The sequence below is a fragment of the Pseudomonas sp. BN505 genome (assembly GCF_029873175.1).
Taxonomy (GTDB): Bacteria; Pseudomonadota; Gammaproteobacteria; order Pseudomonadales; family Pseudomonadaceae; genus Aquipseudomonas; species Aquipseudomonas putida.
Genome location: NZ_SSOI01000065.1, coordinates 91159 through 106346, shown reverse-complemented (window position 1 = coordinate 106346; position 15188 = coordinate 91159). Strand labels below are relative to the sequence as shown.

Below are 15188 nucleotides of genomic sequence, written 5' to 3'. Positions count from 1 at the left end.
TTGACCGAGTGTAGAGGTTTATGTCGGCAGTTTCTCGAGGATCTTCCAGCAGGTGAGGCCGAAGATGCCCAAGGTGCCGATCCACATCATCAGCACACCGATATTGCGCTCGCGCATGCTGAAGCCGATGGTCAGCAGCATCAGGAACAGGAACACCGGCACGAACAGTGACAGAAACGGGGACATGGACAGCAATCCTTTTGCAGTGGGGCCATGTAACAAGCATAGCGCTTGGCAAGCGAAGCGGGATTGACCTTGAGCAGGCCCGGCCTCTTCGCGGGCAAGCCCGCGAAGAGGCCGGGCCTGCTTACATCAAGGCAGCTCGCGGCTACGGTAGAAGGCAGTCAGCACCTTCACCAGGTGCGCAAGGTCGTGGCTGCCGCACAGCTCGCGAATGGAGTGCATGGCAAAGGTCGGCAAGCCGATATCCACCGTGCGCACCCCCAGGTGGCTGGCGGTAATCGGGCCGATGGTCGAGCCACAGCCCATGTCGCTGCGTACCACAAAGCTTTGCACCGGCACTTCCTCGGCCATGCACAGGTGGCGGAAGAAACCGGCGGTTTCGCTGTTGGTGGCGTAGCGCTGGTTGTTGTTCACCTTGATCACCGGCCCGGCGTTAAGCTTGGGCCCGTGGTTGCCGTCGTGCTTGTCGGCGTAGTTGGGGTGCACACCGTGGGCATTGTCGGCCGACACCATCAGCGAGCGCTGGATGGTGCGCACGTAAGCGTCGCCATTGGGCAGCAGGCGCTGCAGGGTTTGCTCCAGCATTGGGCCGTCGGCGCCGCAGGCGGAGCTGCTGCCGACTTCCTCGTGGTCGTTGCACACCAGCACGCTGGTTTCGTCGCTGTCGGCGGCCAGCAGGGCTTGCAGGCCGGCGTAGCACGACAGCAGGTTGTCCAGGCGGGCCCCGGCGATAAAGTCGCCGTTCAGGCCGACCAGCGCGGCGCCTTGGGTATCGTAGAAGCTCAGTTCGTAATCCAGCACCACGTCGGCGATCAGCTCATGCTCGCGGGCCAGCTGCTCGGTAAGCAGGGCGCGGAAGTCGATGCGATCGTCACCCGCGACTTGGGCCAGGATGGGCGGCAGCTCGTTCTGCGGGTTGATCGCCCAGCCTTCATTGGCGGTGCGGTTCAGGTGGATGGCCAGGTTGGGAATGATCGCGATCGGCAGTTTGAAGTCGATCAGCTGGCTTTCTACCTTGCCGTCACGGCGATAGGTAACGCGGCCGGCCAGGGACAGGTCGCGGTCGAACCAGGGCGCCAGCAGGGCGCCGCCATACACTTCCACACCTAGTTGCAGGAAGCCGTGGCGCTGCAGCTCGGGCTGCGGCTTGACCCGCAGGCACGGGCTGTCGGTATGGGCACCGACCATGCGGATACCGTTCAGCAACGGTTCCTGCTTGCCCAGTTTGATGGCGATGATCGACGAGTCGTTGCGGGTGACGTAGTAGCGGCCGCCCAGCGCAGTGGTCCAGCTGTCACGCTCGTCCAGGCGCTGGTAGCCGGCAGCTTCCAGGCGCTGGGCCAGGCTGGCGGTGGCATGGAAGGGCGTGGGGGAGGCCTTGAGGAAATCGATAAGGCCGGAATTCAGTTCGTCGCGCATAGCTCACTCCAGACAGCAGTGGCGCGAGTTTAACGCACAATGTCGACAATTTGTGTCTGCCTCTTCGCGGGCTTGCCCGCTCCCACAGGTACCGCACACATTTCCAGTGCAGTGTCATCCCTGTGGGAGCGGGCGAGCCCGCGAAGAGGCCGGGGCAGCCAGCCGAAAATCAGAAGGGCGCAGGGCACTCGAACTTCAACCGCTCCCCGGACACCGGGTGGGTAAAGCTCAGCATGGATGCATGCAGGCAAAGCCGCTCGTGCGCCGCCAGCGCTTCGGGGTTGGCATACAGCCGGTCACCCAGCAGCGGGTGGCCGATCGACAGCATGTGCACGCGCAACTGGTGCGAGCGCCCGGTGATGGGCGTCAGTTCTACCCGGCAGTGGTCGCCGCAGCGCTCGACGATGCGCCAGAACGTCAGCGCATGCTTGCCCTGCTCGTGGTCCACCACATGGCGTGGCTTGGTTGGCGGGTCGTAGCGCAGCGGCAGGTCGATGCTGCCGCTGTCCAGTGCCGGTTGGCCCCAGCACAGTGCTGTGTAGGCCTTTTCGGTTTCGCGGTCGTGGAACTGGCGCGACAGCTCGCGGTGGCTGTCGGCATCGCGGGCCAGCAGGATGATGCCGGAGGTTTCCCAGTCCAGACGGTGCACGATCAGCGCGTCAGGGTAGCCGTTTTCCTGCAGGCGGGTGATCAGGCAGTCCTTGTTGTCCTCGGCGCGTCCAGGCACCGACAGCAGCAGGGTCGGTTTGTTGATCACCAGGATGGCGGCGTCTTCGTGCAGGATCTGGATTTTGGACAGCGGCATTGCGTGTTCTCTGTTAAATCGGGAGAAAAAAGCGGGGCCGCTCTGCGGCCCATTCGCGGCACAAGGCCGCTCCTACAGGGGAACGCGATCCCTTGCAGGAGCGGCCTTGTGCCGCGAATGGGCTGCAAAGCAGCCCCGGCTTTCAGCCAGATCAGCGATCCGGCAGGGTAATGTTCAGCTCCAGAATCGAGCAGCTGCCCTGGTTTTCCAGCTCGATATGCACGTCATCGTTGCCGATGTTCACATACTTGCGGATCACTTCCAGCAGTTCTTTCTGCAGCGCCGGCAGGTAGTCCGGCTCGCTGCGTTGGCCGCGCTCGTGCGCCACGATGATCTGTAGACGCTCTTTCGCTACCGACGCGCTGGTCTGTTTTTGTCTGCCACGAAAGAAGTCAAAAAGGTTCATGGTTTACTTGCCTCCAAACAGGCGCGCGAAGAATCCTTGCTTCGGCACTTCAACAAAACGCAGGGGTTTGTCTTTCCCCAGCAGGCGGTCGACGGTGTCGCTGTACGCCTGGCCAGCATCGCTCTGGTCGTCGAGGATGACCGGGATACCTTGGTTGGAGGCCTTGAGCACAGCCTGGGACTCAGGGATTACACCCTTGAGCTTGATCGCCAGGATGTCGGTGACGTCGTCGATGCTCAGCATCTCGCCGTTGACGACGCGCTCTGGGTTGTAGCGAGTGATCAGCAGGTGTTCCTTGATCGGCTCCTCGCCGTTTTCGGAGCGGCGCGATTTGCTCGACAGAATGCCCAGCATGCGGTCCGAGTCACGTACCGACGAAACCTCAGGGTTGGTTACCACGATGGCTTCGTCGGCGAAGTACATCGCCAGGTGCGCACCTTTTTCGATACCGGCCGGGGAGTCGCAGATGACGTATTCGAAATCTTCTTTCAACGCCATCAGCACCTTCTCGACGCCTTCCAGGGTCAGCGCGTCTTTATCGCGGGTCTGGCTGGCGGCAAGTACATACAGGTTCTCAAGGCGCTTGTCCTTGATCAGGGCCTGCTGCAGGTTGGCTTCTTCGTTGACCACGTTGACGAAGTCGTACACCACGCGGCGCTCGCAGCCCATGATCAGGTCGAGGTTACGCAGGCCCACGTCGAAGTCGACGATGACGGTCTTGTGGCCACGCAGTGCGAGGCCGGTACCAATGGCGGCGCTGGTGGTGGTCTTGCCCACACCCCCCTTGCCGGAAGTAACCACGAGAATCTTGGCCAAGGTGTTTCACCCCTAAAATAAGTCGGAACACGTGTCCCGGCAAAAAGCAAATAAACGGCAACAGTTAAAAAAGTTGCTCTGAAAATGACGGCAAGTATCCGTTAAAGACGGGTGATGTTCAACACATCACCGGACAGGCTGACTTGCACACCTGTGCCCCACAGGGGGTCGCGGCGCAGGTCTTCGCAAACCTTGTACTGGCCGGCGATGGAGACCATTTCGGCGGTCATCTGCTGGCAGAAGATCCGCGCCTTGGTATTGCCTTTGATGCCGGCCAGGGCCCGGCCGCGCATGGCGCCGTACACATGGATGTTGCCATCGGCCAGAAGTTCCGCGCCCGGGCTGACCGAGGCGGTAACGATCAGATCGCCACCCTGAGCATAGATCTGCTGGCCGCCGCGCACCGGCGCAGTAATGATCCGGGTCGGCCGCACCTCGGGCTCGGGGGCCGGTGGTGGGGCGGGCGCCGGCTCGGGCTTTCTGACTACCTCGGGCTCGGGCTCCAGCGGCCGCTCGCGGGCGCCGGACGGCGGTAGCACCGGCAGGTCGATGGCGATGGCGGCGGCGATGTCCTCGATGCGGTTGGCGCGGATGGCCAGGGTACGCAGGCCATGGTGGCGGCAGATGCGCATCAAGCCTGGCAGGTCGATTGCCCCTTCGCCGGCCGGTAGTTTGTCCAGCGCCAGCACCAGTGGCGTATTGCTGAAGAAGTTCGGTGCCTGGGCAACTTTGGCCGCCAGCTGGCGGTCGAGGGCTTCAAGGTCATTGCGCGCCAGCTCCAGCACTGTGATGGCGAGCATGCTGCCCTTGAGCTGGAACACGGAGGCGGTGTCGGATGTGTGGTTTGGGCTCATGGTCTGCATAGACGGCTTGTTGCGAAAAAAGTGCCCTGATTTATAACGAGAACACCGGTTGCCCGCAACATACGCTGATCCGTTGTAGAATGCGCAGCCTTTGTCTTTCCGGAAGCTTCAATGGAACGCCCGCGTTTTCGTCCCTATTTCCTTCACCCAAAGTTCTGGGGCCTGTGGCTGGGCCTGGGCCTGCTGTGGCTGGTGGTCCAGTTGCCGTACCGGGCCCTGTTGAAAACCGGTGCCGCGCTGGGAGCCGTGATGTATTGCTTTGCCGGCGAACGTCGGCGCATCGCCGCGCGCAACCTTGAGCTGTGCTTCCCGGAGCTGTCGGTCGACGAACGGCGGCGTTTGCTCAAGGCCAACTTCGCCTCCACCGGTATCGCCTTCTTCGAAATGGCCATGAGCTGGTGGTGGCCCAAGGCCAGGTTGGCGCGCCTGGCCCATATCGAGGGGCTGGAGCATCTGCAGGCCGCCCAGCAGGCGGGGCAGGGCGCCATCCTCATGGCTGTGCACTTTACCACCCTGGAAATCGGCGCCGCCCTGCTGGGCCAGCAGCACACCATCGACGGCATGTACCGCGAGCACGGCAACGCGCTGTTCGACTTCATCCAGCGCAGCGGCCGCGAGCGGCATAACCTCGACTCGCTGGCGGTGGAGCGCGAGGATGTGCGTGGCATGCTCAAGCTGCTGCGTTCGGGCCGGGCGATCTGGTATGCACCGGACCAGGACTACGGCGCCAAGCAGAGCATTTTCGTGCCGCTGTTCGGCATACCGGCCGCGACGGTAACCGCCACCACCAAGTTCGCCCGGCTGGGCAAGGCACAGGTGATTCCGTTCACCCAGAAGCGCCTGGAGGATGGCAGCGGCTATCGTCTGGTCATCCACCCGCCGTTGGCGGACTTCCCCGGCGAAAGCGAAGAGGCCGACTGCCTGCGCATCAACCAGTGGGTCGAGAGTGTGTTGCGCGAGTGCCCCGAGCAGTACCTGTGGGCGCACCGCCGGTTCAAGTCGCGGCCCGAGGGTGCGCCGCGGCTGTACGACAAGAAAAAGCGCTGAACTGACTTTACCTGTGCCGGCCCTTTCGCGGGCTTGCCCGCGCCCACAGGCTCGCTACAGGCCTTGGCAGAGTGCGGACCTGTGGGAGCGGGCAAGCCCGCGAAGAGGCCGGGCCTGAAAACAGCTGATCCAGGAAGGAAGCGATGGCCCCACTCCCGGTAACCGGTCTTATCCTTTCTGGCGGCGGCGCCCGCGCCGCCTATCAGGTCGGCGTATTGGCCGGCATCGCCGAGCTGCTGCCCGCCGGCGCACACAATCCGTTCCCGGTCATCGTCGGCACCTCTGCCGGTGCCATCAACGCCGTCACCCTCGCCAGCGGCGCCACCCACTTCAACGATGCGGTTCAGCGGCTTACCGCCTTCTGGCAGAACTTTCGCAGCCACCTGGTCATCCGCAGTGACTGGCCCGGCGTCGTCCGCCAGGCCAGCCGTTTCGTCGGCCACAGCCTGTTGGGATTAGGTGGCCAGGCACCGGTGGCGCTGCTGGACAGCAGCCCGTTGCGCAGCCTGCTGGAGGCACACCTGAACCTGGATGGCATCGGCCATTCCCTGGCAGCCGAGCAGTTGCGCGCGGTGGCAGTCACCGCCTTTGGCTACGAGTCCGGCCAGGCGGTCACCTTTTACCAAGGGCGCGGCACCATCGAAGCCTGGCTGCGCCACCGCCGCATCGGCGTGCCCACGCCATTGACCATCGACCATCTGCTGGCCAGTGCGGCCATCCCGCTGCTGTTTGCCCCGGTGCAGCTGGGTGACGAATTTTACGGCGATGGCGCGGTGCGCCAGTCGGCGCCGATCAGTCCGGCGTTGCACCTGGGTGCCAGCCGGGTGCTGGTGGTCGGGGTCAGCGGCAACCCGCAGCGGCCAGCGCCGCCGTTGCCCACTCAGCGTGTGTTCAGCGGGCAGCAGCCGAGCCTGGCGCAGATCGGTGGGCACATGCTCAACAGCACGTTCATCGATAGCCTGGAAGACGACATCGAACTGCTGCAGCGGCTCAACCACTTGAGCCGGCTGTTGCCGGCGCACCTGGATGCCCGCCGCCTGGGGTTGGCGCCGATCGAGGTACTGGTGGTAGCGCCCAGCCAGCCGTTGGACGAGATCGCCGCCCGGCACCGGCGCGAGCTGCCGGCGGCGTTGCGCCTGTTCCTGCGCGGGCCGGGGGCGACGCGCACCAGCGGGGCGGGGGTATTGAGCTATCTGCTGTTCGAGGCCAGTTATTGCAGTGAACTGATCGAACTGGGGCGCAAGGATGCCCTGGCCAAGAAGCGGGAGCTGTGCCAGTTCCTGGGAATTTGATGTTGCCTGTACCAGCCTCATCGCCGGCAAGCCAGCTCCCACAGGATTACCACAACCTTGGGCATTGTGCGGACCTGTGGGAGCCGGCTTGCCGGCGATTGGGCCGAAGCAGGTTTACTCAGCTATCTGCAACTTGCGCGCCTGGGTATACACGTACCGCACCTTCTCGTACTCGAACGGTGAGTTCAGCTGGCCATAGCGGAAGTTGGTGGTATAGCGCTTGTCCACCACGCGCAGGGCGAAGATTTCCGGGTGGTCGGTGCTGGTTTCGGCCACGTTCAGGTAATTGATTGCCTGCTCGCCCGCATAGTCCACCACCAGCCCGGTGGTGTCGCGCAGGTTCGAAGGCCCCAACACCGGCAGCATCAGGTACGGCCCCTCCGGTACGCCATAGAAGCCCAGGGTCTGGCCAAAGTCTTCGCTCTGGCGCGGCAGGCCCATGCTGGTCGCCGGGTCCCATAGCCCACCCACCCCGATCAGGGTGTTGAACATCAGACGCGCCGTGATCTCGGCTGAACGCTTGGCCTTGAGCTGCAGCACGCTGTTGAACAGGTTTGGCACATCGCCCAGGTTGTTGAAGAAGTTGCTTACCCCCGTGCGCACGAAGCGCGGGGTTACATACTGGTAACCACTCACCAGCGGCAGCAGCACCCATTGGTCCAGCCGGTAGTTGAAGTGATAGACGCGCCGGTTTATCGACTCCAGCGGGTCGTACACGTTCAGCGCTTCCAGGGTTGAGCGCTCGAACTCGCGCTGGTCCAGCCCCGGGTTGAATTTCAGCTCGCGCAGCGGGTCGATGAAGCCATCGGATTCAGGCACCAGCGGCGCGGTACCGATCACTTGCGGGTCGGCCTCGATCACGCTGGCCCGGGGGGCGGTTTCGGCGGCCATGGTGTGGCCGGCGGCAAGCAGGGCAGTGGCGAAGAGGAGTTTGTTAACCACGGAAGAACTCCAGCATGGCGTCACTGTTGACGCGGTAGTTGAGGTTGCCGCAATGGCCGCCATGGGGGTAGAGGGTCAGCCGGTCACCAAATACCTTGCGCAGGAAGCCGATGTCGCCCGGGCCGAGAATGACGTCGTCGGCGTTGTGCATCACCGCGATCTTGTCACTGCCGCGCAGGTAGTCTTCCAGGGCGTACAGGCTCACCTGATTGACCAGCTGCAGAATGCTGTTGCCGTCGGTGCGGGCGCGCCACATCGGGATCACCTGTTCGGTCATGTAGCAGTCGAAATCACACTGCAGGGCACGCTTGAAGAACGGCGTGAGGCTGCTGCCCTCGGTAATCGGAAACTTCGGCGGGATGATCAGGCCGCGGCGGTTGATCAGGTCGGAAGTGAAGGCAATGTCGGCTGCCGAGAAACGGAACGAGGTGCCGATCAGCATGGCCATCTGTTCGTTGGACAGGTGCTGTTTAGACTGCTGGAAGTCATACAGAAGGGCGTCGTTGAGGTCGATGTACCCCTTGTCCTGGAAGTAGCGGGTCAGCTTGGTCAGCATCAGCTCGTAGAACGTAGTGCTGCGGTCGATGCCCTTGACCTGGGTTTGCACCAGTTTGTCCAGGTTGTTGATCGACGTGTACAGGTTGACCGGTGGGTTCAGCAGCAGCACACGCTTGAAGTTGAAGCTGCGGCGGGTTTCGTCCAGGTGGCTGACGAAAGCAGCGTCCAGCGCACCCAGGCTGTAGCCGGTGAGGTAGAACTCACTGACTGGCAGGCGCGGGTGCTGGGCACGCACGGCCTGCATCACCCGGTACATGTCTTCGGCGTCTTCCTGGCTGACGCCGGGGGTGGCAAAGCGCGAGGCGGCACTGATGAAGTCGTAGCTGGTGGGCGATGACAGTTGCACCACGTGGAAGCCGCCCTGGTAGAACAGTTTCTTCAGGTATTCATTGATGCTGCTGCTGTACGGTGCACCGGTGCCGGCGATGATGAAGATCAGCGGCGCTTCGTGATCCTGGCGGGCCAGGCGGTACTTGAGCTTTTTCACCGCCCAGAAATTGTCGGGCAAGGTGAACTCACGCTCCGGGCGCAGGTTGAGGCTGTAGTCCGATTGGTCGATGTCATCGTCGCTGGGCAGGGTCGGGCGCTGGTCCGGCGGCGTGGTGGCGATGGTCGCCTCGAACGGGTTGGTCAAGGGGTAGCCGTAGCTGGCAGCGTCGATATCCCGCGCTGAAGCGGCCACCGCCATGAGCAGGCTACCGAGCACGGCAGCGAGGCGCAAAGATCGAAGCATGTAATCCCCCAAAAGAACGCAAGGTCGAGCAGTGTGCAGGCTAGGACCACAGCCAACCGGGCAAAGTTGCCAGTCGCGGTGGCCTTTGGTGTGCTTGTTATCTGCAACATAGCTGCAGGGTTGGGATTTTGCCTTACAACCGGGCATAAGCGATCATGGATGCTTTCGATTACCGCTATTGGAGAACAGGATGTCTCGTTCGCTGCCGGCTGCGCTGCTGGTGCTGTTTCTGGGGCTGTGGCTCGCTGCCAGCTATGGCGTGCGCTATGGGCTGATGGAGGATGGCCAGTGGGTTGGGCTGTGCACGGTGCCTGCGGCGTATTGGCAGTGTGAGGTGCGGTCATTGCTGGGGCTGGGCATTCACCACCAGGTGCTGGCCTGGAGCGGGCTGGGCCTGGCGCTGCTGGCGCAGTTCGTGCCCGCGCGCGCGGGCTGGTGGCTGGCGGTGTTGGCATTGGTGTTCGCTCTGCCGGCGCTGGTGTTGTATACCGCCAGCATTGCCGTGTTTGCGCTGGTGCTGGCGGGGGTGCGCCTGGTCAGGAGACGGCGGCAAGGCTGACAGGGGCGCGAAGCGGCCCTCGGGCATCAAGCCTGGCGGACCCGCAAGCTGCGCCACAATGCGGCTGTCATCAGCACACTCACCACCGCCCAACCCCAGGCCTGCTGGTTTTCCAGCCCTTCAACGAACAACTGCGGCGCCACCCCGGCTCCGACAATGAACGCCAGCAACGCCACCTCCGCCCGCCGTGCCCGCACCGGCCACAGCACATACACCAGCGCCGGCAAGGCCAGCGCGGCGCTGGGGAAGCTGCGGTAGCGCGGGTCGAACACCATCGCCAGCATGCTCACCGCCGCGGCAAAGCCCGCCGCCAGCAACAGCCAGCCCGCCCGCGCTTGCAGCCAGGCGAACAAGCGCTCGCGCCAGCCGGCCCGCTGCGCCAACGCCAGCAGCGCATGGGCCAGCACCAGCAGGTTCAGCCCGGCCAGCGCAACGGCCCACAGCCACTCCCCGGCAAAGCGTGCATGAGTGCGCATCAGTTCGCCCCACAACCCCAGGCAACCTGCGCCAAACGCCGCCAGCAATGGCAACAGCAAGGCCGCCATCGGCGTAGCAGGGCGCCCAGCCAGCAACAACATGGCCGCCATCAGCAGTGCACTGGCCAGCAGCCATTGCGGCCAGTCATGCAGGTTGCTCACCGGCCCTTCCAGCACGCCCTTGTCCTGCCGGTCGGCATCGTAAAGCCCCCAGTAACCGCCTACTGCCCCTTCATTGGCGCGCTTCCACGGCTGGTCGAACGCTTCGATCAGGTTGTAGTGCCAGCCGTTGCTTTCGGCCATGGCCACGAAACCGCGAATAAAGCGTGCCTCGTTGACCCGGCTGGGTATTGCGGTTTCGCGTTGGCGGCCTTCGCTGGGCCAGCCGGTTTCGCCAATCAGGATGTCCTTGGGCGCAAAGCGTGTGCCGAACACCCGGCGCACATCGGCCACGTGGGCCAGCGCATCGTCGATGCCGCGCGGATCGTCTTCCCAATAGGGCAGCAGGTGGATGGTCAAAAAGTCCACCGCGGGTGCTACCTGCGGGTGCTGCAGCCAGAATTCCCACACATCCGCGTAGGTCACCGGCACCTTCACCTGGCTTTTCACCCGGGCGATCAGCTTGGCCAGCTGCGCGCCTGTGACTTCCTTGCGCAGCAACGTTTCGTTGCCCACGATCACCGCGCTGACCACATCGGGGTTGGCGTTGGCGGTGGCGATCAGCAGGTCGATTTCCTTGTCGGTGTCGGCCGCGTGAGCGTTGACCCAGGCGCCCAGCATCACTTTTAGCCCATGCTTGCGCGCCAGCGCCGGGATTGCCTCAAGGCCGGTCACGGAATAGGTGCGGATGCACTGGAAACGCTCAGCCAGGAAGGCCAGGTCGGCGTCCATGCGTGCCGGGCGCAGGCGAAATGGTTGGTCGTAGGGCGACTGGTCCTTGTCGAACGGCGTGTAGGACGCGCATTGCAACTTGTGCGTCGGGCTGGCCGCATCGGGCAGGTGCACCGGCTTGCCAAGCCCGTACCAGAGCCCGGCGAGCCCGAGCAGGGCCAACAGGCAGGCAAGCAGGTACAGCGGCAGCAACAGGCGGGCAGAACTGGGCATCGGGCGGTCCATCGTCAGGCGCAAAAGGGTAGATAGTAGCCCGGCGCCAAAGCTTTGGCATGCAAGGATCGCGCAGGCAGGTGTAGGCCGATGACGCTAATGGCACAGTGCTGTCGCATATGGGGCGGGTGCAGGTCGCAGCTGGATCAGGTCGACCTGTGTTGCAGGAAGATGATGCAATCTCCAAGACCTGACGAGGGGATGCTTTGATGGCAACTTTGAAAAAAATGCGACGTTTACTGGGTGTGGGCACCGCCCTGGTAATGGCCATGAGCGCTGCACAGGCAATGGCCAAAGAAGTAAGCATAGGTTACGTGGATGGTTGGGCCGACAGTGTGGCCACCACCAACGTGGCCGCCGAAGTGATCAAGCAAAAGCTCGGCTACGACGTGAAGTTGCAGGCTGTGGCCACGGGGATCATGTGGCAGGGTGTGGCAACCGGCAAGCTCGATGCCATGTTGTCGGCCTGGTTGCCGGTGACCCATGGTGAGTACTGGGCCAAGAACAAGGACAACGTGGTCGACTACGGTGCCAACTTCAAGGACGCCAAGATCGGCCTGATCGTCCCCGAGTACGTCAAGGCGGCGAGCATCGCCGACCTCAAGACCGATAGTAGCTTCAAGCAGAAGATTGTCGGCATCGACGCGGGCTCCGGGGTGATGCTCAAGACCGACCAGGCGATCAAGGACTACGACCTGACCGGTTACAAGCTGCAGGCGAGCTCGGGCGCGGCGATGACGGCGGAACTGGGCCGTGCCTATGCCAAGCAACAGTCGATTGCAGTGACTGGCTGGGTACCGCACTGGATGTTCGCCAAGTGGAAGCTGAAGTTCCTCGAAGACCCGAAAGGCGTGTATGGCGCGGCGGAAACCGTGAACAGCATCGGCAGCAAGGAACTGGCCACCAAGGCACCGGAAGTGGCGGAGTTCCTGAAGAAATTCAGCTGGCAGTCCAAGGACGAGATTGGCGAGGTGATGCTGGCGATCCAGGAAGGGGCCAAGCCTGAAGCGGCGGCCAAGGATTGGGTTGCCAAGCACCCTGATCGCGTGAAGGAGTGGACTGGCAAGTAATCACTCTCAAGGGCCAGTTCAGCTTCTTCGCGGGCTCGCCCGCTCCCACAGGGATATCACTGCCCTCAGGCCTTGTGATGCCCCTGTGGGAGCGGGCGAGCCCGCGAATGGGCCCTAACTTTGTTACGCATTCGGTAAAACACCGTTGCATCTAAGACTAAGGTCGTCTGGTTGCCGTCCAACAGCCGCATAAAGTAAGGGCGTGGGTTTCACCCCTACCTGTGCTGCTAGGACAAAAACAATGAACGACAGCATTTACCTCTCGATACAAAACAGCCCCCGTTTCAAGGAGCTGGTCACCAAACGCGAACGGTTCGCCTGGATTCTCTCGGCGATCATGCTCGGCCTGTACTGCGCTTTCATCCTCCTGATCGCCTACGGTCCTCATCTGCTGGGCGCCAAGCTCAGCCCTGAGTCGTCGATTACCTGGGGCATTCCCCTGGGCGTCGGCCTGATCGTTTCGGCATTCGTCCTGACCGCCATCTACGTACGCCGCGCCAACGGCGAATTCGATGAGCTGAACAAGGCCATCCTCAAGGAGGCGCAACAATGATTCGCCACGCCAAAGCCCTGGCTGTACTGGCCTGCGGAGCCTTCGCACCCGCCGTGTGGGCAGCCGATGCCCTGACCGGCGAGGTGCAGAAACAGCCGCTGAACGTTGCCGCGATCGCCATGTTCGTGGCTTTTGTCGCCTTCACCCTCGGTATCACCTACTGGGCCTCCAAACGCAACAAGTCGGCGGCGGACTACTACGCTGCCGGTGGCAAGATCACCGGCTTCCAGAATGGCCTGGCGATCGCTGGCGACTACATGTCGGCTGCCTCCTTCCTGGGTATTTCCGCACTGGTGTTCACCTCTGGCTACGACGGCCTGATCTACTCGATCGGCTTTTTGGTCGGCTGGCCGATCATCCTCTTCCTGATCGCCGAACGCCTGCGCAACCTGGGCAAGTACACCTTTGCCGATGTGGCCTCGTACCGCCTCGGGCAGAAGGAAATCCGTACCCTGTCGGCCTCCGGCTCGCTGGTGGTGGTGGCGTTCTACCTGATCGCGCAGATGGTTGGTGCCGGCAAGCTGATCGAACTGCTGTTCGGCCTGGACTACCACGTTGCGGTGATCCTGGTGGGTATCCTGATGTGCCTGTATGTGCTGTTCGGCGGCATGTTGGCCACCACCTGGGTACAGATCATCAAGGCCGTGCTGCTGCTGTCCGGTGCCAGCTTCATGGCGCTGATGGTGATGAAGCACGTAGGCTTCGATTTCAACACCCTGTTCTCCGAAGCGATCAAGGTGCACAGCAAGGGCGAGGCGATCATGAGCCCGGGCGGCCTGGTCAAGGACCCGATCTCGGCCTTCTCGCTGGGCCTGGCACTGATGTTCGGTACCGCCGGTCTGCCACACATCCTGATGCGCTTCTTCACCGTCAGTGATGCCAAGGAAGCGCGCAAGAGCGTGCTCTACGCCACCGGCTTCATCGGTTACTTCTACATCCTGACTTTCATCATCGGCTTCGGCGCAATCCTGCTGGTCAGCACCAACCCGGACTTCAAGGACGCCGCCGGCGCCCTGTTGGGCGGCAACAACATGGCAGCGGTGCACCTGGCCGATGCCGTGGGTGGCAGCATCTTCCTCGGCTTCATTTCGGCAGTGGCATTCGCCACCATCCTGGCAGTGGTTGCCGGCCTGACCCTGGCCGGTGCCTCGGCGGTGTCCCACGACCTGTACGCCAGCGTATGGCGCAAGGGCAAGGCCAACGACAAGGACGAGATCCGCGTGTCGAAGATCACCACCATCGCCCTGGGCGTGCTGGCGATCGGCCTGGGTATCCTGTTCGAGAAGCAGAACATTGCCTTCATGGTCGGCCTGGCGTTCTCCATCGCTGCCAGCTGCAACTTCCCGGTGCTGCTGCTTTCCATGTACTGGAAGAAACTGACCACCCGGGGCGCCATGATTGGCGGCTGGCTGGGCCTGGTAAGTGCGGTAACGCTGATGATCCTCGGCCCGACCATCTGGGTGCAGATCCTCGGCCACGAGAAGCCGATCTACCCGTACGAGTACCCGGCGCTGTTCTCCATGGCCATCGCCTTCGTCAGCATCTGGTTCTTCTCGGTCACCGACAAGTCCAAGGCTGCCGACGACGAGCGTGCACTGTTCTACCCGCAGTTCGTGCGTTCGCAGACTGGCCTGGGTGCCAGCGGGGCGGTTTCCCACTGATGCAGTAGCAATAACGCGCTGAAATGCATAACGCCCCGCTAGCCGGGGCGTTATGCATTCTGGGGTTGCTCCCGGCAATACTGGCAAACTGCATCCCTTGGGAAATTTCCTAAATCCGCTCGGAACGGTCCTAACTTCCAATCGCCAGCGTTCACGAATAATCGCCACCACTGATCGGGCAGTCGCCCGTCAGCCAGTGATTCCCTCAAGGAGATTTGATCGTGAAACGTATGCTGCTTGCCCTCCCTCTGGCCATGCTGTTTGCCGGTGCCGCCCACGCCTTGGACCCGATCGAAAAGCAAGTGCAAGTCACTGCCCAGGTGCCGACCGATGCGTTCTTTGTCGAGCCTGTCGGCGGCAACTGGATGAACGACCCGCAAGAACTGGGCTGGAACCCCAATCAGGCCAAGCTCGACCCGGTCCGCAAGGAGCTGCAGGTCAAGAGCACCGTTGGTGCTATCAACGCTTACCTGGTTTCGCCCGCAGTCATTGCCAGCGGTTCCCACAACATTGGCCTGGATGTGAAGGTTGGCGGCACCGTGTTGCAGACCACCCCAGCCGAAGTGGTCAGCGCCACCCAAGCCGCACCGGGGGCGATCATCGGCTTCGAAATTGCAGCCCACCCAGCCCCCGCGGCGGGTTATGAGCCAGGCAACTACCAAGGCCTGGTGAGCATGATCTTCGAAACTGGCACGCCTTGA

Annotated in this window: 16 protein-coding genes; 7 read left to right on the top strand and 9 right to left on the bottom strand. The window is 62.8% G+C overall.

Features of this window, described 5'->3' with window-relative positions:
* Window positions 1–18: 18 nt before the first annotated feature.
* The 6 genes from E8E78_RS21040 to minC form a co-directional block, all read right to left on the bottom strand.
* Window positions 19–186, bottom strand: coding sequence for a hypothetical protein (locus tag E8E78_RS21040; protein ID WP_016501052.1), 168 nt, complete (start codon window positions 184–186; stop codon window positions 19–21).
* Window positions 187–312: 126 nt separating this feature from the next.
* The gene (locus E8E78_RS21035; RefSeq protein WP_084967327.1) at window positions 313–1602 is read right to left on the bottom strand and encodes a M18 family aminopeptidase; all 1290 of its coding nucleotides are present in this window, start codon (window positions 1600–1602) and stop codon (window positions 313–315) included.
* A gap of 169 nt (window positions 1603–1771) precedes the next feature.
* Complete coding sequence (locus E8E78_RS21030) at window positions 1772–2407, bottom strand: RluA family pseudouridine synthase (protein ID WP_016501050.1); 636 nt, start codon at window positions 2405–2407, stop codon at window positions 1772–1774.
* Between the two features lie 151 nt (window positions 2408–2558).
* On the bottom strand, window positions 2559–2813 hold the full coding sequence (minE, locus tag E8E78_RS21025) for a cell division topological specificity factor MinE (RefSeq protein ID WP_003252572.1): 255 nt from the start codon (window positions 2811–2813) through the stop codon (window positions 2559–2561).
* Between the two features lie 3 nt (window positions 2814–2816).
* Complete coding sequence (gene minD, locus E8E78_RS21020) at window positions 2817–3629, bottom strand: septum site-determining protein MinD (protein ID WP_016501049.1); 813 nt, start codon at window positions 3627–3629, stop codon at window positions 2817–2819.
* A 101-nt stretch (window positions 3630–3730) separates the two neighbouring features.
* Window positions 3731–4492 (bottom strand): septum site-determining protein MinC, encoded by a 762-nt coding sequence (minC, locus tag E8E78_RS21015; protein WP_016501048.1) that lies wholly within the window; start codon window positions 4490–4492, stop codon window positions 3731–3733.
* Between the two features lie 111 nt (window positions 4493–4603).
* Between minC and E8E78_RS21010 the strand changes: the two genes are divergently transcribed.
* The gene (locus tag E8E78_RS21010; protein WP_016501047.1) at window positions 4604–5539 is read left to right on the top strand and encodes a lipid A biosynthesis lauroyl acyltransferase; all 936 of its coding nucleotides are present in this window, start codon (window positions 4604–4606) and stop codon (window positions 5537–5539) included.
* Window positions 5540–5682: 143 nt separating this feature from the next.
* Complete coding sequence (locus E8E78_RS21005; RefSeq protein ID WP_059395319.1) at window positions 5683–6831, top strand: patatin-like phospholipase family protein; 1149 nt, start codon at window positions 5683–5685, stop codon at window positions 6829–6831.
* Window positions 6832–6945: 114 nt separating this feature from the next.
* Here E8E78_RS21005 and E8E78_RS21000 read toward each other — a convergent pair whose 3' ends face one another.
* Complete coding sequence (locus E8E78_RS21000) at window positions 6946–7773, bottom strand: VacJ family lipoprotein (RefSeq protein ID WP_016501045.1); 828 nt, start codon at window positions 7771–7773, stop codon at window positions 6946–6948.
* Complete coding sequence (locus tag E8E78_RS20995; protein WP_059395318.1) at window positions 7766–9064, bottom strand: serine/threonine protein kinase; 1299 nt, start codon at window positions 9062–9064, stop codon at window positions 7766–7768. Before E8E78_RS20995 ends, E8E78_RS21000 begins: the two co-directional genes overlap by 8 nt.
* 190 nt (window positions 9065–9254) lie before the next feature.
* On the opposite strand from E8E78_RS20995, the gene E8E78_RS20990 reads away from it, so the two are divergent.
* Window positions 9255–9623 carry a hypothetical protein gene (locus tag E8E78_RS20990; RefSeq protein ID WP_059395317.1) on the top strand — a complete coding sequence of 123 codons (369 nt, stop codon included), beginning with the start codon at window positions 9255–9257 and terminating at the stop codon, window positions 9621–9623.
* 26 nt (window positions 9624–9649) lie between these two features.
* Here the strand turns inward: E8E78_RS20990 and E8E78_RS20985 are convergent, their stop codons facing one another.
* Window positions 9650–11215, bottom strand: coding sequence for a hypothetical protein (locus E8E78_RS20985; protein ID WP_059395316.1), 1566 nt, complete (start codon window positions 11213–11215; stop codon window positions 9650–9652).
* A gap of 197 nt (window positions 11216–11412) precedes the next feature.
* On the opposite strand from E8E78_RS20985, the gene E8E78_RS20980 reads away from it, so the two are divergent.
* The 4 genes from E8E78_RS20980 (at window position 11413) to E8E78_RS20965 (ending at window position 15188) form a co-directional block, all read left to right on the top strand.
* A complete protein-coding gene (locus tag E8E78_RS20980; protein WP_016501041.1) occupies window positions 11413–12273 on the top strand; it encodes a glycine betaine ABC transporter substrate-binding protein in 861 nt (286 codons plus the stop codon).
* 241 nt (window positions 12274–12514) lie between these two features.
* Window positions 12515–12826: a DUF485 domain-containing protein gene (locus tag E8E78_RS20975; RefSeq protein WP_016501040.1), complete on the top strand. Its 312-nt coding sequence runs from the start codon at window positions 12515–12517 to the stop codon at window positions 12824–12826.
* Window positions 12823–14487 carry a cation acetate symporter gene (locus tag E8E78_RS20970; RefSeq protein ID WP_016485333.1) on the top strand — a complete coding sequence of 555 codons (1665 nt, stop codon included), beginning with the start codon at window positions 12823–12825 and terminating at the stop codon, window positions 14485–14487. The genes E8E78_RS20975 and E8E78_RS20970 overlap by 4 nt, the downstream gene beginning before the upstream one ends.
* A gap of 221 nt (window positions 14488–14708) precedes the next feature.
* Window positions 14709–15188 carry a CS1 type fimbrial major subunit gene (locus E8E78_RS20965; RefSeq protein WP_016501039.1) on the top strand — a complete coding sequence of 160 codons (480 nt, stop codon included), beginning with the start codon at window positions 14709–14711 and terminating at the stop codon, window positions 15186–15188.

What these genes read in the sequence shown, in the direction of transcription:
- E8E78_RS21040 (WP_016501052.1), bottom strand. Translation starts at nt 186, where the DNA reads ATGTCCCCGTTTCTGTCACTGTTCGTGCCGGTGTTCCTGTTCCTGATG.
- E8E78_RS21035 (WP_084967327.1), bottom strand. Translation starts at nt 1,602, where the DNA reads ATGCGCGACGAACTGAATTCCGGCCTTATCGATTTCCTCAAGGCCTCC.
- E8E78_RS21030 (WP_016501050.1), bottom strand. Translation starts at nt 2,407, where the DNA reads ATGCCGCTGTCCAAAATCCAGATCCTGCACGAAGACGCCGCCATCCTG.
- minE (WP_003252572.1), bottom strand. Translation starts at nt 2,813, where the DNA reads ATGAACCTTTTTGACTTCTTTCGTGGCAGACAAAAACAGACCAGCGCG.
- minC (WP_016501048.1), bottom strand. Translation starts at nt 4,492, where the DNA reads ATGCAGACCATGAGCCCAAACCACACATCCGACACCGCCTCCGTGTTC.
- E8E78_RS21010 (WP_016501047.1), top strand. Translation starts at nt 4,604, where the DNA reads ATGGAACGCCCGCGTTTTCGTCCCTATTTCCTTCACCCAAAGTTCTGG.
- E8E78_RS21005 (WP_059395319.1), top strand. Translation starts at nt 5,683, where the DNA reads ATGGCCCCACTCCCGGTAACCGGTCTTATCCTTTCTGGCGGCGGCGCC.
- E8E78_RS20995 (WP_059395318.1), bottom strand. Translation starts at nt 9,064, where the DNA reads ATGCTTCGATCTTTGCGCCTCGCTGCCGTGCTCGGTAGCCTGCTCATG.
- E8E78_RS20990 (WP_059395317.1), top strand. Translation starts at nt 9,255, where the DNA reads ATGTCTCGTTCGCTGCCGGCTGCGCTGCTGGTGCTGTTTCTGGGGCTG.
- E8E78_RS20985 (WP_059395316.1), bottom strand. Translation starts at nt 11,215, where the DNA reads ATGGACCGCCCGATGCCCAGTTCTGCCCGCCTGTTGCTGCCGCTGTAC.
- E8E78_RS20980 (WP_016501041.1), top strand. Translation starts at nt 11,413, where the DNA reads ATGGCAACTTTGAAAAAAATGCGACGTTTACTGGGTGTGGGCACCGCC.
- E8E78_RS20975 (WP_016501040.1), top strand. Translation starts at nt 12,515, where the DNA reads ATGAACGACAGCATTTACCTCTCGATACAAAACAGCCCCCGTTTCAAG.
- E8E78_RS20970 (WP_016485333.1), top strand. Translation starts at nt 12,823, where the DNA reads ATGATTCGCCACGCCAAAGCCCTGGCTGTACTGGCCTGCGGAGCCTTC.